Raw genomic sequence first — 21,759 nt, 5'->3', positions numbered from 1 at the left:
GGGCTTAGCGTCTTTGTGGCAAAACAAAATTTAATCCTGAAAAGGATGGCGCTCTTTCCAAATCGTTTCTGGCTCTAAATAGCGAAAAAAGAAATCCAAACGTCTGTTGATGAATTTGTTGTCGTGGCGCATCATGCCATACATTTTCAAAGGAGTTGCGCCAACCGAACTTTTAATTTCAAGTGCTGTTCGGGCAAAAATAATAGTCTTAAATTGCTCTTTGATGGCATAGCCAATCATATCGTACAACATATTTAAATACAGCATTTTTTCTCTTTGAACGCTGTCGTCATAGCCTAAAAAATAAGTATCTAAATCACTTCCGTTTTTGATTAGGGTATTAAATCCAATTAATTTTTCGTTTTCAAAATACCCATAGAACAAAAAGTTTTCTTGAAGTTGTTCTTTGAAAACCGCAAAATGATTTTTAGGCAGAAAAAAGGTATTGAAAGGCGCACTTTGGGCTACATGGTAATACAAATCATAGATTACTTCTTCTTGCGCAATAATTTCTTCTAAAGACAATTGTCTTTTGGTTAATCCAGCAGCTTTTTTTCTAGCACGTTTGTATTGGTCCCGGTATTTTTTGGATAAGGCTGCTACATAATCTTCTTCAGTTTTCCATTGGTCACGCACCGAAAAAAGCATATTAGGTTGGGTAGTAAAACGCAAATAGGGATCAAATTCTGGTATTTCAAAAAGAGGTAATTCGTTTTCGAAAAAATCTTTTAACGAACATAGATGTACTTTCGTTCCTCTTTTTTTGAAAATTTCTTTGAGCGCTAAGACAGCTTTCTTTAAAGTTTTTAAAACCTCAGTTTCGTTGGCGTTTTCCGAAATTATAAAAGCGTTTTGTCCTGTTAAGGTATTGTTGCCTATTAATAATATATGGGAACAGAAATTCTTAAAGGCAATATTACGAAGGGATGATTTGATGCATTGATCTCGATCTCCAAAAGATTCCAATTGGTTCAAATCTAAAAATTGAGAAACGGCTATCCCAACTAAATTTTCGTTCTCAAATAAACCTATAAATTGGCAGCTCATATTAGCAGGAGCAGATTTTTCAAGAATGCTAAGGTACTCTCTCGATAAAAAAATTGTAGTAACAGCTAATTCGTTCCATTTTTCAGGAAGTTGATTAGTGGAGGAATAGATTTGATACGAATAATTACTTTTCAAAAGGAAAGAGATATTTTTTCAAAAATACTAATTAAGAACTAAAAAATATCCGATTTAAATACTTCTTTTTTGAATATAATCGGATAATCATGTTTGTTTAACGAAATAGATTTCTATTCTTGAAAATAGGAGTTACTTTTAATTTAGTTGAACAGCAAACTAGTAAAATATCATGGGAAATTTTTTATACATTTTAGCCTTAGTGCTTATATTATTATGGATTATTGGGTTTTTAGGATACGGAGTAGGTGGTTTGATACACGCTCTTTTGGTTATTGCCATAATCTCTTTCTTATTGCGATTTATTCAAGGAAATAAATATAAAAGTTAATTTAATACATTATAATCATGGAATCAAACAAAGTAGTAGTAGGTGTAATAGCAGGAGTTGCTATCGGGTCCTTAGTGGGAGTTTTATTTGCACCAGCTAAAGGATCTAAAACCAGAAAAAAAGTAATGAATAAAGCTACGGCTTATAAGGATGAATTGCAGTCAAAAATAGAAGATTTAGTTCATGGAGTTTCGGAACAATACGACTCTTTATTGACAGATGCTCATAGTGCAAATTCTAGTCTTTAATTGTAATTGTCGTTAAGTGGAATTGTATTTGATACAAATACTAGATCTATTGGTTTAGATGTACCTATTTGTGTTAGATGTAAAAAACCCTCAAGAGTTTTCTTGAGGGTTTTTATTTTGTACTTAATAACCAGTATGGTTGAATTATTTTAACTATTCAATTTGTTGATGTAATTACTATACAAGTCTTTTATTTGGTAGCCTTTTTCAAAGCGGTCTTTGCTTAATTTATCGTATTCAACCAATCCCCATAAAATAAATTCTTTTAAAAAGTAGCGATCTTCTTTTGGGAAATCAGCTTGGTATTTCTCAATTAAATCATTCAATGGTAGAATAGCGTCTAAAGTTTTTTGATACTCTTCATCTGAGGCATTGTCCAATAATTCAAAACCGGTTTCGGCAAAAAACCATTCTAGTAGTTGCGCATACGGACTTGACTCCACATCGCGTTCCAGTTTTTCAATTTTTGGAAAAAAAGCAGGAAAGAAAGTGTGAATCGCATCGCCAATTAAATGCTGGGCAACAGCTGCAGCTCCCTCTTGTTCTCCTTCGTAGACCAATTCTACTTTTCCAGTAATAGCCGGAATGATTCCCATAAAATCAGATAATCGAACGGTAGTCGTTTCTGTACCTGATTGTAGTGCTCTGCGTTCTGCTGTACTCAATAATGTTTCATATGCAGTGATGCTTAAACGAGCACTCACGCCACTTTTACTATCAATGAATTCACTTTCTCTGGCTTCAAAACTAATTTGTTCTAATAGATCTTTCGCTAAGGACGGCACGTGAATTGTTTCTGATTGTTGGCTAAGCAATTTTGCTTCTTGTTGGGTAATCGTTCGCGCAATGGCGATTGTTTCTGGATAATGCGTCAGAATTTGGGAACCAATTCTATCTTTAAGCGGAGTTACGATACTTCCACGATTGGTGTAATCTTCAGGATTTGCAGTAAAAATAAATTGTAAATCTAATGCTAATCTCAATTTAAACCCTCGTATTTGAATATCACCTTCTTGTAGAATATTGAACAAGGCTACCTGAATGCGCGCTTGTAAATCAGGTAATTCATTGATAACAAAAATACAGCGATTGGCTCTCGGAATCATTCCAAAATGAATCACACGATCATCAGCATAAGAGAGTTTTAAAGTTGCCGCTTTGATAGGGTCAATATCACCAATAAGATCTGCTACGGTAACATCTGGAGTAGCTAGTTTTTCGAAAAATCGTTCCGAACGATGCAGCCATTGAATAGGAGTAGCGTCACCTTTTTCGGCAATGAGATCTTTGGCAAAACGAGAAAGAGGATTCAAAGGATCGTCATTAATTTCTGAACCTGCCACCACTGGAATATATTCGTCCAGCAATTCAATCATTTTACGTGCCATGCGTGTTTTGGCTTGACCACGTAGTCCTAATAAATTAATATTATGTCTCGACAAAATGGCACGTTCCAATTCTGGAATTACGGTGTTTTCAAATCCGTGAACACCTTCAAAAGCCGCTTCTCCAGCTTTAATTTTGTTGCGAAGGTTGTCTCGTAATTCGTCTTTTATGTTTTTCGATTGGTAGCCGTAGCGTTTTAATTCGCCTAAGGTATTGATGTTGTCTATTGTCATATTGCTGTTCAGTTGTCTAATTAATTTTCTTTTTTCGGTTGGTTTCGTAATCTTCAAAAATCATTTCTCCCAAACCTTTTAAGCCGGTATAAAACGCTTTTCCTTGGTTGGCTTCGGTAAACTGATTTACAAATTGTTGTAAGTAAGGATCATTCGCAATCATAAAAGTGGTAATAGGAATATGCAATTTTCTTGCCTGAGCCGCTTGATTGTAGCATTGCTCTGTAATGTACGGATCCAATCCATTGCTGTTCATGTAATAGTCGCCGTTTTTCTCTCTTACACAACTTGGTTTCCCGTCAGTGATCATGAAAATTTGTTTGTTGGTATTTCGTTTTCTGCGCAGGATATCCATTGCCAATTGCAATCCAGCAACCGTATTGGTATGGTAAGGACCCACTTGCAAATACGGCAAATCTTTAATTTTAATTGGCCAAGCATCATTCCCAAAGACTAATATGTCAATGGTGTCTTTTGGGTAGCGCGTAGTGATTAACTCAGCCAATGCCATGGCGACTTTTTTAGCAGGAGTAATTCGGTCTTCGCCATACAAAATCATACTATGACTGATGTCAATCATCAATACGGTACTCATTTGTGCTTTGAATTTGGATTCTTCCACAATCAAATCGTTCTCGGTGAGTTTGAATTCGTCAAGGCCGTTGTTGATTTGCGCATTGCGTAAACTCTCGGTTATCGATATGTTTTCCAATCCATCTCCAAAGCGGTATTCTCTGAATTCTCCAGTTTGTTCGTCGCCTTTTCCTGATGATTTGGTATTATGACTTCCTGTTTTGGATTGCTTTAGGTTACCGAAAATTTGATCTAAGGCTTGTTGGCGAATCGCGCGTTCCGTTTTGGCGGTGATTTTAGTACCCGAGTTGCCGTCTCCATCGACTTCTTCTTTGATATAGCCTTTCTTTTTTAAATCTTCTACAAAATCATCAATCGTATAGTTGGCATCAGTTAGTTTGTATTCTACATCCAATTGGCGCAACCAATCAATAGCTTCATCAAAATCGCCAGAGGTATGTGTGATTAATTCCTTGAAAATTTTAAACAGCTTTTCAAACGGAGTCTCAAAGGGAGCTTCGTAGGGCTTGAAGAAAAAACCTTTTGTACTATTCTTTTTCATAATCGTTAAAATTAAAGTTTATTCCACAGAATAAAATACAACGACTATTAATTTTTAGTTAAAAGCAAGATTTCTAAATCGGTAATTAAAGGCATAAAAAAAACCTCAAAATTGCTTTTGAGGTTTTGTCTTAGTAGACTATTCAGACCAAAAAATCGAATCCTTAGTTGACGAAATGGAAGATTTTATAGACTTATTTGAGTCTATAAAAAAACCTCAAGATTTCTCTTGAGGTCATTGGTACGACTAGTAGTAAATTCAGACAAAACAATCGAACTGATAGTTGATGAAATAGACAAGTTTTTGGCTTTATTTGAGTCCATAAAAAAATATTGAACTTCATTTAGCTTAATATATTATCAATTTTTTCTTTTAAGATTTTAAAACGTTCCTCTCTGATTAAAGGGTGGATATGCATTGCTAAAATTTCATCAGATTGTTTGTTGTTTTTAATGGCGGTTAACTCCCTTTTAATAAATTGTTTTACTTCTTCATCTGCTTCCAGAATTTCGCAAACGATTCTAGTTCTGTTGTCAATTAGATAAATAATATCTTCAAAATCATGACTACCATAAAAATCATTTTTCCCTCTGTCTTTGAACGCTTCTAGTTTTGTTGCAAGGAAATAAGGTGCTGGTAAAATTTTGATATCAACATTTTCTTCAAGTTGTACTTTCTGTAAGTTTTTGAAACCTGGTTTATACCATTTATTTGAAATTCCTATACTACTATCTTCAGCTGGCATAATATCAATAGCTATATCATGGTATTTATAGGAGCAAATTGATTGACCTTGTGGGTCGGGATAAAAGTTAAGTTCTGCCAAACGTTCTTGCATTTTTGCCCATTCGGCATAGTTCGCTAAGTTTATGGTCATATCAATATCAGAGGTAGGACGAATTTCATCAGCAGATGGATCATCCGTATATAAACTAATTACTGCCCCGCCTATAAAGACCATTTTATCTTTTAATTCTTTCAATCCTTTAGCTACTTGTGCAACCAAAGCAAGGTTTATGACTTTATTATGCATCTAATATTCTTTTTTCTAGTTCTTTTTTTGCTAATTCTTTTTCACGAATTTTCCCAACACGTATTGCGTCTACTAAAGTAAGTAATTCATATAATTCAGTATCGTTTTTTATAGCTTCTACTACAGAACTGTATAGTGGCTCAACTGCTTGACCTCTGTCTGAGCCTTTAGCGTAAGGCCAAACGTATTTTTCAGTTGCAACAATTATTTTATTTAAAGGTGCGGCGGAATGCGCTGTTGCTATTCCTCTTACCATAGCTCCAGGTTGTTGAGGGAACGCATAAGTAACCCCATGAAGTAAAAATTCTGTAAATGCTAATTTGTTTACTTTTTTTCTTTCTCCATCAATCAATCCTGAATATTTAGAACGATTTAGAGATTGACTTACCTCGGATTGACTAATTCCTAATTCGTTTGCAATTGTATGGTGGAACCAAGGTTTTTCCCCTAGAGCTATAATTTTCAATAGAATTACTACGTCTTGCGGTTTGAGATTATTTTTAGTTTGTATCATAGCGTATTTCATATTGCGATATGCAATATTACAAATTTGTTTGATGTTTAACAATAATTTATACTATTATATTTCATATTGCGATATACGATATAAAATATAGCCTAAAATAACACATACAAAAAAACCTCAAGATCTCTTGAGGTTTTTGGTTCAACTCGTAGCGGGAACAGGACTCGAACCTGTGACCTTCGGGTTATGAGCCCGACGAGCTGCCTACTGCTCTATCCCGCGATGTTTCGAGTGCAAATATACAACCAAATTTGACTATTGCAACAAAAAAAATTAAAAAATCTTTTATTTCTTCTATTAGCTTGATATAACTACCTTTGCAAAAAATAAAAAGCAGTAAATGGCACACAAAGCAGGTTTTGTAAACATCATTGGAAATCCAAACGTAGGAAAATCAACCTTAATGAACGCTTTCGTTGGCGAAAGGTTATCTATTATCACCTCTAAAGCGCAAACGACACGTCACAGAATTTTAGGTATTGTTAATGGAGAAGATTTTCAATTGGTTTTGTCAGACACACCTGGAATCATCAAACCCGCTTATGAAATGCAGGAATCGATGATGAACTTTGTGAAGTCGGCTTTTGAAGATGCAGATATTTTGATTTATATGGTCGAAATTGGCGAACAAGAATTAAAAGACGATGCCTTTTTTAATAAAATCATCCACGCCAAAATTCCAGTATTATTGTTGTTGAACAAAATCGATAATTCGAATCAAGAACAACTGGAAGAGCAAGTCGCTTTTTGGACGGCGAAAGTGCCTAACGCAGAAATTTTCCCGATTTCAGCTTTGCAAAATTTCAATGTACCCGAAGTTTTTGGACGCATCATTGAATTGCTTCCAGAATCGCCAGCCTATTATCCAAAAGACCAATTGACCGATAAACCGGAACGTTTCTTTGTGAACGAAACCATTCGTGAGAAAATCTTGTTGAATTACAGCAAAGAGATTCCGTATGCGGTTGAAATCGTAACCGAAGAATTCTTTGAAGATGAGAACATCATTCGCATTCGTTCTTTGATTATGGTGGAACGCGATACCCAAAAAGGAATTATCATTGGTCACAAAGGCGCTGCTTTGAAAAAAGTAGGAATGGATTCCCGTGCCGATTTAGAGAAGTTTTTTGGCAAACAAATCCACATCGAATTGTATGTCAAAGTCAATAAAAATTGGCGAAGCAATGCCAATATGTTGAAACGTTTTGGGTACAACCAATAATTTTTTTGGCGTGACCACAAGGGTCAGGCTATCCGTTTCAATCTTTTTAAGTTGCCTTCGAGAACCTCAGTCAACTTAAAAAGGATTTCCACTACTATCCTTCACGCACCACCATAGTAGCATATAAAATAATAGCGTACCTTTGCAAAATATTTCAAATTAGATTATGAATAACATAGTAGCCATAGTAGGAAGACCTAATGTAGGAAAATCGACCCTTTTTAACCGATTAATCCAAAGAAGAGAAGCTATCGTAGATTCAGTTTCGGGGGTAACCCGTGACCGAAATTATGGAAAAAGTGAATGGAATGGAAAAGAGTTTTCTGTTATTGATACAGGTGGATATGTTCGTGGATCGGATGATATTTTTGAAGGAGAAATCCGCAAACAAGTCGAGTTAGCTATTGATGAGGCTGATGTAATCATTTTTGTGGTGGATGTCGAAGAAGGCATTACGCCAATGGATGATGCAGTAGCCAAATTGCTTCGAAAAGTAACTAAGCCTGTATTATTAGCCGTGAATAAGGTGGATAATGCAATGCGCGAAAAAGATGCTATCGAATTTTACAACCTAGGTTTAGGAGATTATTATACATTTGCCAGTATATCTGGAAGTGGAACAGGAGATTTATTGGACGCCTTAATTGATGCGTTTCCAATCAAACCAGAACCAACAGGAGAAGAAATTGTATTACCTCGTTTTGCTGTAGTAGGTCGTCCAAATGCAGGTAAATCAAGTTTTATCAATGCGTTAATTGGTCAAGACCGATACATTGTAACTGATATTGCAGGAACGACTCGTGATGCCATTGATACTAAATTTGACCGTTTTGGTTTTGAATTTAACTTAGTGGATACCGCTGGAATTCGTCGTAAAGCGAAAGTAAAAGAAGATTTAGAATTTTATTCGGTGATGCGCTCGGTAAGAGCCATTGAACATGCCGATGTTTGTATCTTAATTATCGATGCTACTCGCGGATTTGAAGGACAGGATCAAAGTATTTTTTGGTTGGCTGAGAAAAACCGTAAAGGAGTTGTGATATTAGTAAACAAATGGGATTTGGTTGAAAAAGACACCATGTCTACACGCGATTACGAAGAAAAAATTAGAAAAGAATTAATGCCGTTTACGGATGTGCCTATTCTTTTTGTTTCGGCTTTGACTAAACAACGTTTGTTAAAAGCATTAGAAGCTACGGTTCAAGTATATGAAAATAGACAACAACGTATTCCTACTTCTAAATTCAACGAATTCATGTTGAAAGTGGTAGAAGCCTATCCGCCACCAGCTACTAAAGGAAAATATGTAAAAATTAAATATTGCATGCAATTGCCAACGCAAACGCCGCAGTTTGTATTCTTTGCTAACTTACCTCAATATGTAAAAGAACCGTACAAAAGGTATTTGGAAAACAAAATCAGAGAAAAATGGGACTTCTCCGGAGTGCCAATCGATATTTATATCAGAGAGAAATAAAAAAAAGTCCCGAAAAATCGGGACTTTTTTTTATGTATAACAAGTTTTCTCAATAATAAATATTCAATAATTAAACAATAATTATATATAGGGTCGTTTTATTACATTGAAATAGTTAATTATGATTAAATATTAATTCTTAATTTTATAAAAAAAATAAAATGAGTTTTAACAACAAAGTCATTTGGATTACGGGAGCTTCGAGCGGAATAGGTGAGGCTTTAACAGTTGCATTAGCTAACCAATCATCCCTATCGTTAATTATTTCTGCACGAAATGAAACCGCTTTAAATGCAATTAAAGAGCGTCTTCCTTTAGTCCAAATTGCGGTTTTGCCCTTTGATTTATTAGATTATCAAAATGCTCCTGCGGTTGTTGAAAAAGCCATTTCTTTTTTTGGTAAAGTAGATATTCTAATAAATAATGGTGGAATTAGTCAACGGTCTTTAATTGCTGAAACGGATTTCAACGTTGATAGAAGAATTATGGATGTGGATTATTTTGGAACCATTGCATTGACCAAGGCACTTTTACCTCATTTTATAAAAAATCAGTCGGGTCATTATGTAACGGTTACTAGTTTGATGGGAAAATTTGGAGCACCATATCGTTCTGGCTATTGTGCAGCAAAACACGCTTTGCACGGTTATTTTGATGTATTGCGCATGGAACACGAAAAAGATGGTATAGAGGTGACTCTAGTTTGTCCAGGATTTGTTCAAACTAATGTAGCGATTAATGCCTTAACCGCCGATGGTAGTCCTCAGGCTAAAAATAGTGAATCAACTGAAAACGGAATGGAATTGTCTGAATTCATACCCAAAATGATTCGAGCGATAGAACAAAAGAAATTTGAAGTTTATATTGCTAAAAACGAGATATTAGGAGTCTATTTGAAACGTTTTTTACCGAAGTATTTACATAAACTAGTTGTTAAAAGTAAAGTTCGATAATAAATAAAAAGTGCTACTCTAGAGTAGCACTTTTTGTTATATTATAAATTATAACGAAGTGTGAGTCCGAAGGTTCTTTGATCTCCCAATACTCCGGCATAATGTCCTGCATTTCCTGAGGCTGGCAACAACTGTTCAAAATAGTTTTTGTCCAATAGATTTCTACCCCATAGGTACACAGACAACCCTTCTGAGGCTCTAAATCCAATTCGTCCGTTAAAGATACTATACCCTTGGATATTCAAATATTTTGAAGGAGTGGCACTGGATGAAAAGCTAGATCTTGAATACGAATCAATTGCTAAAAAGAATCGTCCTTGGTTTCCGAAAAATTGACCTTCTTTAGACAAATCTCCTCCAAGAGAGCCAATCCATTTTGAAATACCTGGTAATTGACCCCCCGAAACATCTTTGGAAAAAACAGAAACCCCATTCACTTTCAAACCTGTTTCTTCTAAAGGTAAAGGTGCGTTTTTGAAACTAACATAGTGCCCTTCATTATAGGTTAATGCCGCATTGAACGATAAATATTGGCTGATAGTGATTCTTGAATCGGCTTCAAATCCACGAACTCTTACTTTTTCTGCATTAGCAAGATATCCACGGTTTAATGTAGGGTCTTCACTTTGCACTAAGGTTTGGTAGTTGTCAATATCGGTATTAAAAACAGTCAAGTTGATTGTAGTGTTGTTAAAAGGTGTTGATTTAATTCCAATTTCATAATGATTTACTTTTTCTGGTTTTATTTTAGCCAATGCTATAATTGGACCGTTTGCGTCTGATGGAATTCCACCCAAGTTGATTCCTACTGGTTTGTAACTATTGGCAAAAGTGGCAAAAGTGTTGATTTTCTCTGATACTTTGTACGCTAAAGTTAGGTTGCCTGAAAAGTTAGTGTCTTCTACATCCACTTTAAAGGCTTGATCAGAATATACTTTTTTCTTTAAGGCTAATAATGCAGTATTTGTTGTTTGAAGTCCGCCGTACGTAGTTCTACTATAATCAATTTTTTTCGAATCATAGTTATAACGCAAACCAGTTAACAAGTGTAACTTATCCGTAATCTCCCAATCAGTTTGACCAAAAATAGCTCCACTCACAGTATTTAAAGTAGATTTAGTTTTGATTCCATAGCCATTAAATAAACCAGCGGTTTGCCAAAGCGGATCTGTTGAATCTTGTGAGAAACGCCATTGTGCTGAACCTGATTCTTCAATATGATACGGATCTGTTTTTAAATCTTGTCCAATTCCAAAAACACCTATAACTCCTGTTACTTTGGGTAAAAATGTTCCTGCATAGCGAATTTCTTGTGACCATTGTTGGTGTTTTGAAGTAGCTTGCGACAAACGTAATACAGACAATCCTGTAAAATCTCTATCGTTTGACGGATCCCAATTCCAGAAACGCCAAGCTGAGGTGGCTGTTAATTTTCCATTTCCAATTTTACTATTAATGTTCAAAGAGGCACCACCTAAATCCTGCCCAGAACGCCATGGTGTATCGTGATCGATTTTTCTGTCAAACGGATTAGTACTTGGTAAACTATAGCCTAACGAACTGATGATGTTATTGAATTGGCGGTAAGCAGCTCTGTTAGTTTGTACCACTCCTGCAACTACTTGCGCATACCCATCGGGTCTTTGTTTTGAATAATCTACTGCAAATGTAATATCCGTATTCTCAGTTGGAGTAAACAACAATTGGCCTCGTATTCCTTGGTTGTTTAAATCGTTAACCGATTTTCCGGTTACTACGTTTTCCAATAATCCATCACGTTGTGTACCTGAAAAAGATAATCTAGCGGCAATTTTTTTACTTAAAGCGCCCGTAATAGATGCTTTAGCCTGAATGAAACCGTAATTTCCATAGCTCAATTCAAAGTTGGCACCTGATGTAAAACTTGCTTTTCTACTAGTAATATTAAAAGCACCAGCAGTAGTGTTTTTACCAAAAAGTGTTCCTTGTGGTCCTCGTAGAACCTCAATTTGATCCACATCAACAAAATCAAGGGTGGTTGCAGCAGGACGTGCATAATACACTCCGTCTACATAGAATCCTACGCCAGGATCAATTCCGTCATTTGTCAGTCCGAACGTCGAACCAAGTCCCCTAATATTGATGCTTGTATTTCTTGGATTGGAAGAATACAATTGAACAGACGGTACTAGTTCTTTCAAACGATTCACATTGAAAGCACCTGCTTGCTCTGCTTGTCTACCGCCGACAACAGAAATTGGAATAGGTACATTTTGTGCTTTTTCAATTCGACGTCTAGATGTGATGACCACATCATTCAATTGATTTTCACTTTTCAAAATGATTTCAATGGGACTAGTTGGTAATGATGTAAATCGAACCTCAGCGGTTTGGTGTCCCACATATTGAACAATTAAAGTAAAAGGTAATCGTTCACGTGTGTCAATAGTGAATTTTCCATTGGCATCTGATACGGTATTATACTTCGTACCTTTAATCAGTACATTGGCTAATTCTAAAGGTTGGTTGTTTTTATCTTTCACTATTCCTTCTACATCAGCTTGCCCAAAAAGAGTAGTGGTAATTAGTAAAATAAGACTTGAAATTAAGTTTTGTAAAGTATTGGTTTTCATTGTATTTTAATTATATGTAAATAGTCGAGTTTTAAAATATTTTTTTTTGTACTAGCTTAAGCACATATAATTGTTAGAATAGATTAGGTTACTTTGATATTTTCTGATTTTTTTCTTACTTATTAGTAGGATAACACTTTTCATAAACGAATATAATTTTTAATTCGGATGCAAATGTATAATTAATTCTATAAAATTAGTAGAGTTTAAAAAAATATTTTTTATTTTTTTACTAAAGAAGCTATAGTAATGCCTTGCATAGCTTTTAAAGTTTCTTCTCGAATAGCAATTAAACCGTGCCTTAAGCCACATTCTGACTCACTTTTACAATCGGAACAAGGTTCATAAAAATTCAAAGAAGCGCATGGGAGTAATGCTATAGCGCCATCAAATAATCGATGAATATCAGCCATAGTAATTTCATTTGAGGATTTAATTAAGTAATATCCACCAAATTTTCCTTGTTTACTACCAACCAAATGAGCTCGTTTTAAATCCAATAAAATTTGCTCTAAAAACTTTTTTGGTATAGCAGCTGTATCTGCAATTTCAATGGTACGCGCAATATATCCAGGCTCTTGTTGAGCAAGAAATAACAAAGCTTTAAGTGCGTATTTGGTTTTGTGTGAAAGCATCTAATACAGTTATTGGTACAAATATAGTTGGCAATTGATTAGAAATCAAAATAAATTACCAACTTCCACTAGAACCTCCGCCAGAGAATCCGCCTCCGCCAAAACCTCCTCCGAAGCCTCCGCCACCAAATCCACCACCTGATGAACCTCCGAAACCGCCTCTGTTGCCGCTAGCTAAGCTGCTTAAAACGAGAATGTCTAAAAAACTCGGGCCTCCGCCAAAACCGCCTGATCCACCTGAATTGCCTCCTCCTTTTTTATTTCTTGAGAATAAGATTAAGACAATAACTATGATAACTATAAATGGAAGTATTGGAAAATCTTCGCCTTTCTTTTGTTTTCGTGTTCCTTTGTACTTGCCTTTAAAAACATCAATAATGGCATCGGTACCTTTGTCTAGACCATTGAAATAACTTCCCGCTTTGAATTCGGGAATGATGATATTTCGAATGATTTCACCACCAGTTCCTGCGGTTAATCGATCTTCCAAACCATAACCAGGATTGATGGCTATTTTCTTTTCGGCTTTTGCTAATAAAATAATGACACCATTGTCTTCTTTGGCTTGACCGATTCCCCAAGTTTGCGCCCAGTTGGTAGCTAATTGGCTCACGTCTTCGCCTTTCAAACTTTCAATGGTAACAATGATAATTTGGGTAGTGGTAGAATCAGAATAACGTATTAGTTTTTCTTCTAATTGTGATTTTTCTGTCTCGCTTAGCACTTTGGCATAGTCATAGACCGAAGTTTGAAATTGGGGTTTTTTAGGAATGGTAAATTGCGCCCAACCTATTTGCGTTATGAATAAACAAACGAATACTTTAAAAAAGGGGGTAGTTAAAAATGCTTTCATTATCCTTTTGAGATTTCGTTTGATAATTCGTTAGTGTCGTCAGTTTGCCAAGGGAAATAGGTTTTCAATTGTTCGCCTGCTTTCGCAATTCCGTCAATTAATCCTTGTTTGAATTGCCCTTGTTTGAATTGAGCTGCCATAATTTCTTTGGTACTGTCCCAAAAATCAGTAGCTACCACCTCATTAATTCCTTTATCTCCGCAAATGACAAATTTTTTGTCGGCTATAGCCAAATAAATCAAAACGCCGTTTTGTAATTGCGTTTCATTCATTTTTAATTCATAAAAAACTTCCAAAGCCCTATCAAAAGGCGCTTTGGAAGTCGTTTGTTCTATGTGAACTCGTATTTCGCCAGAAGTATTTTTTTCGGCCAAACGAATGGCTTCAACAATTTCGTTTTCGTCTTCTTTGGTTAAAAAAATAGTATCTGGTTGCATAGGGAGTTATTGTTTAGAATTAGAATTTTACTTCTACCGGTTTGTCAGCTCCAACAGCAGCTTCAAAATAAGGTTTTTCTTTAAACCCAAACATCCCTGCAAAAAGAGAATTTGGGAACGTTTTGATATGTGTATTATACGGCTTTACCGCTTCGTTGAAACGTGTTCTAGCCGTTAAAATTTGATTTTCCGTGCTTGCTAATTCGTCTTGTAATTTCAAGAAATTTTCATTCGCTTTCAAGTCAGGATATTTTTCCACTGAAACTAATAATTTAGACAAAGAACTACTCACACCGCTTTGTGCTGAGTTGAAGGCTGCCAATTGCGCAGGACTTACATTAGTTGGGTCAACAGTAATTGAAGTCGCTTTAGCTCTCGCTGAAATAACGGCAGTCAATGTACTTTTTTCAAACTCAGCTGCACCTTTTACCGTATTTACTAAGTTGCCAATTAAGTCATTTCTTCTTTGATAGGCCGTTTGTACATTTCCCCAAGACTCATTAATGTCTTGCTCATATGTTACCGCTGTGTTGTTGATTCCTTTTACCCAGCTGAAAAGCCCAATAACTAGTACAGCCACTATAATCCAAGGTAAGAATTTTTTGAAGTCCATTTTTAATTTAATTTAAGGTTGATTGTTAATTTATTTGTTTTATTATTAATTTTAAACGATTCTCTTTCTAGCTGACAAAATGTATACCAAACTTGTAATACTGCTAATAAAAATTAATCCGAAGATCCACATGAATTTTTCCGATTGATTAATTTTGGTTGAAGATCTTATTTCAGAGATAGCTACAAAACAAAAAACAAGCATTGCAATGAATCCTGAAGCTAAAAATAATTGAGAATATGGGTAATGCAATATTTTGAATAGCGTTCCAACAATTACAATTATTACTGAAAACAGTAAACTGATATTTAAAATTTGCTTGTTTTCCATTTTATAGATGGTTTTTTATGTTAATTAATTCCAATTTAATTCCTTCTAGTTTAGTAATAATATCAAATTTATCTAAAGTTTTCTTTTGACCTTCTTTCAAATGTGTTTTGGCACCTTCTAAAGTGAAGCCTCTTTCTTTGACCAAATGAAAAATTAATTGAAGATTTTTCACATCTTCAGGGGTAAACATTCGATTGCCTTTGGCATTTTTTTTCGGCTTTAAAATGTCGAATTCGCTATCCCAAAAACGAATAAGTGATGCATTTACTCCAAAAGCTTTAGCGACTTCGCCAATGCTATAATACCTTTTGTCTGCTGATAAATTGATGTGCATTAATCTAACGATTGATTTTCTTGATTAGCTAATTTAGAAATGGCAACATATTCCACTGCTGAAATGTTTCCATAATAAAAATTGAGCGGATTTACTACTCTGTTGTTCTTGTGTACTTCATAGTGTAAGTGTGGCGCTTCCGATCGACCAGTGCTTCCTACATACCCTATAATATCTCCTCTTTTTACTCTTTGACCTCTGCGCGCTTTGTATTTGCTCAAATGCGCATATAAGGTTTGATAGCCGTAACCGTGCCGAATCACAATATGATTTCCAAATCCCGAAGCGGTGTTGTCAGCTCGAGCTATTACACCATCACCCGTGGCATAAATTGGAGTTCCTGTTTTGGCTGTGAAGTCCATCCCTTCGTGCATTTTTCTTGCTTTAGTAAAAGGATCCGAACGGTAACCAAATCCAGATGCTATGCGCTTCAAATTTTCATTTTTTACCGGCTGAATAGCTGGAATGGCACTTAGTAAATTATTTTTTGCCTTGGCAAGTTGTACTATTTCATCCAGCGATTTCGACTGCACTGCTAATGCTTTGGTTAAAATATCGATTCGTTGAGTTGTTTTCTGTACTAATTTTGAGTTGTCATACCCTTCCAATTCAGCATACCTATTTTTTGATTTCATACCCGATTTTCTCTCCTCATCAGAAATAGGTGCGGTATTAAAATACGTTCTATAAATAGTATTGTCTCTTTCTTCTATGGCAGCTGCAACTGCATTTAACTCGTCAATTTTTTTATTTAAAATTGAATAATTCAATTTTAAATTGTCAATTTCTCTTGCTTGTAATCGATCTTTGGGAGTTTCAAAATAAGGTGTGTTTAATAAAATAACGAAACTTAAAAAACCAAACAATGCTGAAGCCAACAAAAACAGTATAAAAAACCCAAATTTCTTAGTTTTTTTAGTTTTTATTTTTCGATATGCTAGATTTTCAGAATCGTAATAATATTTTACTTTCGACATATTTTAAAATACCCTATTTTTGCACTTCTTAACAAAGTTAGTCGAACAAATTTAATAAATGTTTCATAGGTTCTTTTACTTTTTAGGAATAAAATAACAATTCGAGTTTTGAATATTAACTTAATTGGAGCTCTTACTGAAATAGTAAAGAACGACCAATTTGATTTTAATTTCAAATAATAATTTCAATAAACAAATGAAATCACAAGACGTACGTAAACAATTTTTGGACTTTTTTCAAAGTAAAGGACATCTTATCGTTCCTTCAGCACCTATCGTTCTCAAAGACGATCCAACCCTAATGTTTAATAACTCAGGGATGGCCCAGTTCAAAGAGTACTTTTTAGGTAACGGAACTCCAAAAAGCCAACGAATTGCCGATACGCAAAAATGTCTTCGTGTTTCGGGTAAGCACAACGATTTAGAGGATGTAGGTTTTGATACCTACCACCACACTATGTTCGAAATGTTAGGGAACTGGTCTTTTGGAGATTATTTCAAGAAAGACGCAATCAATTGGGCATGGGAATTATTGACAGAGGTGTATAAAATTCCAAAAGAAAACTTATACGTTTCTGTTTTTGAAGGAAACCCCGACGAAAATGTACCTTTTGATCAAGAAGCTTGGGATTTATGGAAGGAATTGATTGATGAAGACCGTATCATTTTAGGAAACAAAAAAGACAATTTCTGGGAAATGGGTGATCAAGGACCTTGCGGACCTTGTTCTGAAATCCATGTGGATTTGCGTTCAGAAGAAAAGAAAGCTTTGGTTTCTGGTAAGAGTTTGGTGAACAATGATCATCCACAAGTGGTTGAAATTTGGAACAATGTATTTATGGAATTCAACCGTAAAGCGGATGGTTCTTTAGAAAAATTACCAGCGCAACACGTTGATACCGGAATGGGATTTGAGCGTTTGTGCATGGCCTTACAAGGAAAAACGTCGAATTACGATACTGATGTTTTCACTCCGTTAATTGAAAAAGTAGAACAAATTACAGGTTTAAAATACACATCCAACGAAATTCAAGATGTTTCAGAGGAACAAAATAAAACCAACATTGCTATCCGTGTGGTGGCAGATCACGTTCGTGCTGTAGCTTTCGCTATTGCGGATGGTCAATTGCCATCAAACACAGGTGCGGGTTATGTTATTCGTCGTATTTTACGTCGTGCCATCCGTTATGGATTTACGTTCTTAAATACGAAAGAACCTTTTATTTATGAGTTGGTTGCAGTATTGTCTAACCAAATGAGTGAATTTTTTCCTGAAATTAAATCGCAACAAACCTTGGTTACCAATGTGATTCGTGAAGAAGAAGCATCATTTTTAAGAACCTTAGATCAAGGATTGCAGTTATTGGAAAATGTAATGAATCAAACTGCTGGAACTGAAATTTCAGGAGAAAAAGCGTTTGAATTGTACGATACTTTCGGATTCCCAATTGACTTAACGGCTTTGATATTAAGAGAAAGAGGCTACCAATTAGACGAAGCTGGTTTTGAGAAAGCGATGCAGGAGCAAAAATCACGTTCCCGTGCTGCTTCAGAAGTTTCAACCGAAGATTGGTCGGTTTTGATTCCTGGAAATGTAGAGAAATTTGTTGGTTACGACCAAACAGAAAATGAAGTTAAAATTTCGAGAATCAGAAAAGTTGATAGTAAAAAAGACGGGGTTTTGTACCAAATCGTTTTGGATGCTACGCCTTTTTATCCAGAAGGCGGAGGACAAGTGGGAGATAAGGGAACTTTAGTTTCGGCTAACGAGACTATTGTAATTATCGATACCAAAAAAGAAAATAATTTGATTTTGCATTTGGCGAAGCAATTACCCAAAAATGTAACGGCTAGTTTTGTGGCAAAAGTAAATACGGATTTGAGAACTTTATCGTCTCGCAATCACTCGGCTACGCACTTGATGCACCAAGCCTTGAGAAGTATTTTAGGAACGCATGTGGAGCAAAAAGGATCTTTGGTTAACCCAAATTACTTGCGTTTTGACTTTTCACATTTTTCTAAAATGACGGACGAAGAATTGCAAGCGGTAGAAGATTTTGTTAACGCTCGTATTCAAGAGCAATTGCCTTTGATAGAAAGAAGAAGCATTCCAATTCAACAAGCCTTAGACGAAGGTGCGATGGCCTTGTTTGGTGAGAAATATGGAGATAACGTTCGTGCGATTAAATTTGGCGAAAGTATGGAATTGTGTGGAGGAATCCACGTGAATAACACGGCTGAAATCTGGCATTTCAAAATTGTATCTGAAGGTGCGGTGGCTGCAGGTATCCGTCGTATTGAAGCGATTACAAGTGATGCTGTAAAAGCGCATTTTGCTTCGTATGAAACTACTTTGAATGAGATTAAAGGAGCTTTGAAAAACCCTCAAGATATATTGAAAGCCGTTCATAATTTGCAAGACGAAAATGCGAAATTGGCAAAACAAATTGAAGCTTTGATGAAAGACAAAGTGAAACATTTGAAAGCGAGTTTGGCTCCCCAAATACAAGAAGTAAATGGCGTTCAATTCTTGGCTACACAAGTCGAATTAAATCCAGAGGGTGCTAAAGATTTGGCTTACGAATTAGGTAATTTAGGTATTAATCTGTTTTTAGTTTTGGCTACAGCCGAAGAAGACAAACCGATGTTAACTTGCTATATTTCGAAAGAATTAGTAGCTGCTAAAAACCTGAATGCCGGACAAGTAGTTCGTGAGTTAGGTAAATTTATTCAAGGTGGAGGAGGAGGACAGCCGTTCTTTGCTACTGCCGGTGGAAAAAATGTAGCTGGAATTGCTGAGGCTTTATCTAAAGCAGTTGATTTCATAAAATAATATACTACAATAGTTCATTTAAGCCCTTTTAAAGTACTTCTTTTTAAGGGCTTTGTTATGAAGTAGAATAGTTGAAGTTATGTCGCAATTAGTTATAAAAAAATCGTACATTGTAGTAACAAAATACAGAAAATGAAATTCACTACTCCTATACCTATTCCAAATTCAACCAATCCAATTGACTTCAATGCTAGTATGTTGTCTTTAGGGTCATGCTTTGCAGTGAACATGGGAGGGAAATTAGACTATTTTAAATTTAATAATACGACTAATCCGTTTGGGATAATTTTTAATCCAGTATCTATTGAAAAATTAATCGTTCGAGCTGTCAATCAAATCAAGTTTACTGAAGAGGATATTTTTTTTCATAACGAACGGTTTCATTGTTATGAAGTCCATTCTGATTTGAGTTCTGACAATAAACTGGAGTTTTTAGAGGGTCTTAATGCAAAATTAGAATTGACTCATCAAAAAATTAAAGAAGCCACTCATGTAATGATCACTTACGGAACATCATGGGTGTATCAAGAAAAAAAATCAGGAGCTGTAGTGGCAAATTGTCATAAAATGCCACAATCGCATTTTGACAAACGTATTCTATCAGTAGCATCAATAGAAATTTCAATGCAAAACACGGTAGATGCTATTCGGAAATTGAATCCCAATTGTTCGTTTGTATTTACCATTTCGCCAGTACGACATATCAAGGATGGTTTTGTGGAAAATCAACGAAGTAAAGCCCATTTGATAACAGCTTTACAGAATTTACTTTCGGATCATTTGTTGGACAAAGCCTATTACTTTCCGGCCTATGAAATTATAATGGATGAATTGCGTGATTATCGTTTTTATGGAGAAGATTTATTGCATCCAAGCACCATGGCAATAGATTATATTTGGCAACGATTTAAAGCTACTGCCATTTCTGAAACGGTATTGTCTACATTAGATGATATTGATGCTATACAAAAGAGTTTGTTGCACAAACCCTTTAATCCAACATCCGAAAGTCATCAAAAATTCTTGTCAAAACTGCAAGAAAAAATCACGAAATTACAGGAAAATTACCCAACGGTACAGTTTTAATTATCCAATCAATTGATTGAATAGATCTTGTTTTTCGTTGATGTAATTGTATTGAAAGCCTCTTTCTGTCATTTTCGATTTAATGGCGTGAATGTCATTTTTGTTTTTCAATTCTAATCCCACGACAACTGGAGCTGATTCTCGATTGTTCTTTTTAGTAAACTGAAAATAGGTGATATCATCTTCCGGGCCTAATATCTCACTAACAAATTCTTTGAGTGAACCAGGTCTTTGTGGAAATTGGATAATAAAATAATGCATTAAACCTTCATATAATAAAGAACGTTCTTTAATTTCAGCAGTTCGTTCTATATCATTGTTACTACCACTCACGATACAAACAACGGTTTTTCCTTTAATTTTATCTTTGTAAAAATCCAAAGCGGCGATAGTTAAAGCCCCCGCAGGCTCTACTACCATGGCCTCTTCGTTGTACAAACGCAAAATGGTTGTACACACTTTTCCTTCAGGAACTAAAATGATATCATCAAGATAATTTTTACATATTTCGAAAGTCAAATCTCCCACTTGCTTTACTGCAGCGCCATCAACAAACTTATCAATTGAGGCTAGAGGGGCATTATTTCCAGCTGCTATAGCAGTTTTCATTGTTGGAGCACCTTCAGGTTCTACCCCAATAATTTTAGTATTTGGACTTAATTTTTCAAAAACAGTGGATAGTCCAGCCGATAAACCTCCGCCTCCAATAGGGACAAAAACATAATCGATAGGTTCTTTATGTGATTCTAAAATTTCTAATCCAACAGTAGCTTGTCCTGCAATAACTTTATAATCATTGAATGGATGAATGAAAATTTTGTTAGCTTCTTTTGCATCGGTGACGGCTTTAGCGTAAGCGTCATCAAAGGTGTCTCCAATTAGTTCAATTTCGATATACGATTTACCAAATAGTTGAACTTGTTTGATTTTTTGTTTTGGAGTGGTTTTAGGCATGTAAATTTTGCCTTTAATTTGCAACATATTACAGGAAAAAGCCACGCCTTGCGCATGGTTTCCAGCACTAGCACACACAATACCTTGCTCTTTTTCGGAGGGGGTTAACGAATTAATTTTATTAAACGCACCTCTAATCTTATAAGATCTTACTTTGTGTAAATCTTCTCGTTTCAACAAAATAGTAGCAGCAAATTCTTCAGAAAGAATACTGTTTTCTAGTAATGGCGTAGGAGAAATTACACTTTGAAGTTGCTGTTGGGCAATTACGGCTTCGTCAAAAAGATTCATTGTTTATTAATTTTAATTCAAAAATACAATTTGTTTCTTTCTTTTGATTGTATTTTTAATAAAAAACCTCCAATTAAG

At 35.3% G+C, this 21,759-nt stretch carries 21 protein-coding genes and 1 tRNA gene; 7 read left to right on the top strand and 15 right to left on the bottom strand.

The genetic code is table 11. The annotated features are described in order from the left end of the window. Window positions 1-30: 30 nt before the first annotated feature. Window positions 31-1,182: a peptidogalycan biosysnthesis protein gene (locus LPC20_RS00430; RefSeq protein WP_229325406.1), complete on the bottom strand. Its 1,152-nt coding sequence runs from the start codon at window positions 1,180-1,182 to the stop codon at window positions 31-33. 172 nt (window positions 1,183-1,354) lie between these two features. On the opposite strand from LPC20_RS00430, the gene LPC20_RS00425 reads away from it, so the two are divergent. Both LPC20_RS00425 and LPC20_RS00420 read left to right on the top strand, forming a co-directional pair. Further along, on the top strand, window positions 1,355-1,513 hold the full coding sequence (locus tag LPC20_RS00425; protein ID WP_229325404.1) for a lmo0937 family membrane protein: 159 nt from the start codon (window positions 1,355-1,357) through the stop codon (window positions 1,511-1,513). Window positions 1,514-1,530: 17 nt separating this feature from the next. After that, entirely contained in the window at window positions 1,531-1,761 is a 231-nt protein-coding gene (locus tag LPC20_RS00420; RefSeq protein WP_229325402.1) for a YtxH domain-containing protein, read from the top strand. A 149-nt stretch (window positions 1,762-1,910) separates the two neighbouring features. Here LPC20_RS00420 and LPC20_RS00415 read toward each other — a convergent pair whose 3' ends face one another. The 5 genes from LPC20_RS00415 to LPC20_RS00395 form a co-directional block, all read right to left on the bottom strand. Then, the gene (locus LPC20_RS00415; protein WP_229325400.1) at window positions 1,911-3,380 is read right to left on the bottom strand and encodes a magnesium chelatase ATPase subunit I; all 1,470 of its coding nucleotides are present in this window, start codon (window positions 3,378-3,380) and stop codon (window positions 1,911-1,913) included. Between the two features lie 16 nt (window positions 3,381-3,396). After that, complete coding sequence (locus LPC20_RS00410) at window positions 3,397-4,515, bottom strand: vWA domain-containing protein (protein ID WP_229325398.1); 1,119 nt, start codon at window positions 4,513-4,515, stop codon at window positions 3,397-3,399. A 343-nt stretch (window positions 4,516-4,858) separates the two neighbouring features. Further along, window positions 4,859-5,548, bottom strand: a complete 690-nt coding sequence (locus LPC20_RS00405) for a nucleotidyl transferase AbiEii/AbiGii toxin family protein (RefSeq protein WP_229325396.1) — start codon at window positions 5,546-5,548, stop codon at window positions 4,859-4,861. Next, the gene (locus tag LPC20_RS00400) at window positions 5,541-6,062 is read right to left on the bottom strand and encodes a hypothetical protein (protein ID WP_229325394.1); all 522 of its coding nucleotides are present in this window, start codon (window positions 6,060-6,062) and stop codon (window positions 5,541-5,543) included. The genes LPC20_RS00405 and LPC20_RS00400 overlap by 8 nt, the downstream gene beginning before the upstream one ends. A 161-nt stretch (window positions 6,063-6,223) precedes the next feature. After that, window positions 6,224-6,296, bottom strand: a tRNA-Met gene (locus tag LPC20_RS00395). A gap of 118 nt (window positions 6,297-6,414) precedes the next feature. On the opposite strand from LPC20_RS00395, the gene era reads away from it, so the two are divergent. From era to LPC20_RS00380, 3 genes are all read left to right on the top strand, one after another. Then, window positions 6,415-7,296, top strand: coding sequence for a GTPase Era (gene era / locus LPC20_RS00390; RefSeq protein WP_229325392.1), 882 nt, complete (start codon window positions 6,415-6,417; stop codon window positions 7,294-7,296). A 166-nt stretch (window positions 7,297-7,462) separates the two neighbouring features. Further along, entirely contained in the window at window positions 7,463-8,773 is a 1,311-nt protein-coding gene (gene der, locus LPC20_RS00385) for a ribosome biogenesis GTPase Der (RefSeq protein ID WP_229325390.1), read from the top strand. 161 nt (window positions 8,774-8,934) lie between these two features. Further along, the gene (locus LPC20_RS00380; protein ID WP_229325388.1) at window positions 8,935-9,726 is read left to right on the top strand and encodes an SDR family oxidoreductase; all 792 of its coding nucleotides are present in this window, start codon (window positions 8,935-8,937) and stop codon (window positions 9,724-9,726) included. Between the two features lie 41 nt (window positions 9,727-9,767). Here the strand turns inward: LPC20_RS00380 and LPC20_RS00375 are convergent, their stop codons facing one another. From LPC20_RS00375 to LPC20_RS00345, 8 genes are all read right to left on the bottom strand, one after another. Then, complete coding sequence (locus tag LPC20_RS00375) at window positions 9,768-12,338, bottom strand: TonB-dependent receptor (protein ID WP_229325386.1); 2,571 nt, start codon at window positions 12,336-12,338, stop codon at window positions 9,768-9,770. Between the two features lie 221 nt (window positions 12,339-12,559). Beyond that, window positions 12,560-12,973 carry an RrF2 family transcriptional regulator gene (locus LPC20_RS00370; protein ID WP_229325384.1) on the bottom strand — a complete coding sequence of 138 codons (414 nt, stop codon included), beginning with the start codon at window positions 12,971-12,973 and terminating at the stop codon, window positions 12,560-12,562. A gap of 55 nt (window positions 12,974-13,028) precedes the next feature. Beyond that, window positions 13,029-13,826, bottom strand: coding sequence for a TPM domain-containing protein (locus LPC20_RS00365; RefSeq protein ID WP_229325382.1), 798 nt, complete (start codon window positions 13,824-13,826; stop codon window positions 13,029-13,031). Continuing rightward, a complete protein-coding gene (locus LPC20_RS00360) occupies window positions 13,826-14,263 on the bottom strand; it encodes a TPM domain-containing protein (RefSeq protein WP_229325380.1) in 438 nt (145 codons plus the stop codon). The genes LPC20_RS00365 and LPC20_RS00360 overlap by 1 nt, the downstream gene beginning before the upstream one ends. A 19-nt stretch (window positions 14,264-14,282) precedes the next feature. Continuing rightward, the gene (locus LPC20_RS00355; protein ID WP_229325378.1) at window positions 14,283-14,876 is read right to left on the bottom strand and encodes a LemA family protein; all 594 of its coding nucleotides are present in this window, start codon (window positions 14,874-14,876) and stop codon (window positions 14,283-14,285) included. Between the two features lie 51 nt (window positions 14,877-14,927). Then, entirely contained in the window at window positions 14,928-15,206 is a 279-nt protein-coding gene (locus tag LPC20_RS10740; protein ID WP_420827828.1) for a GldL-related protein, read from the bottom strand. Between the two features lies 1 nt (window position 15,207). Next, window positions 15,208-15,540: a MerR family transcriptional regulator gene (locus tag LPC20_RS00350; protein ID WP_229325376.1), complete on the bottom strand. Its 333-nt coding sequence runs from the start codon at window positions 15,538-15,540 to the stop codon at window positions 15,208-15,210. Beyond that, window positions 15,540-16,517: a M23 family metallopeptidase gene (locus LPC20_RS00345; protein ID WP_229325374.1), complete on the bottom strand. Its 978-nt coding sequence runs from the start codon at window positions 16,515-16,517 to the stop codon at window positions 15,540-15,542. Before LPC20_RS00345 ends, LPC20_RS00350 begins: the two co-directional genes overlap by 1 nt. Window positions 16,518-16,713: 196 nt before the next feature. On the opposite strand from LPC20_RS00345, the gene alaS reads away from it, so the two are divergent. Further along, the gene (alaS, locus tag LPC20_RS00340; RefSeq protein ID WP_229325372.1) at window positions 16,714-19,350 is read left to right on the top strand and encodes an alanine--tRNA ligase; all 2,637 of its coding nucleotides are present in this window, start codon (window positions 16,714-16,716) and stop codon (window positions 19,348-19,350) included. A gap of 132 nt (window positions 19,351-19,482) precedes the next feature. Next, a complete protein-coding gene (locus LPC20_RS00335; protein ID WP_229325370.1) occupies window positions 19,483-20,436 on the top strand; it encodes a GSCFA domain-containing protein in 954 nt (317 codons plus the stop codon). Here the strand turns inward: LPC20_RS00335 and ilvA are convergent, their stop codons facing one another. Beyond that, window positions 20,437-21,681, bottom strand: a complete 1,245-nt coding sequence (ilvA, locus tag LPC20_RS00330) for a threonine ammonia-lyase IlvA (protein ID WP_229325368.1) — start codon at window positions 21,679-21,681, stop codon at window positions 20,437-20,439. Window positions 21,682-21,759: the final 78 nt, after the last annotated feature.

It is taken from the genome of Flavobacterium ammonificans (assembly GCF_020886115.1).
Lineage (GTDB): Bacteria > Bacteroidota > Bacteroidia > Flavobacteriales > Flavobacteriaceae > Flavobacterium > Flavobacterium ammonificans.
This window is presented reverse-complemented; position numbering and strand designations above follow the sequence as displayed.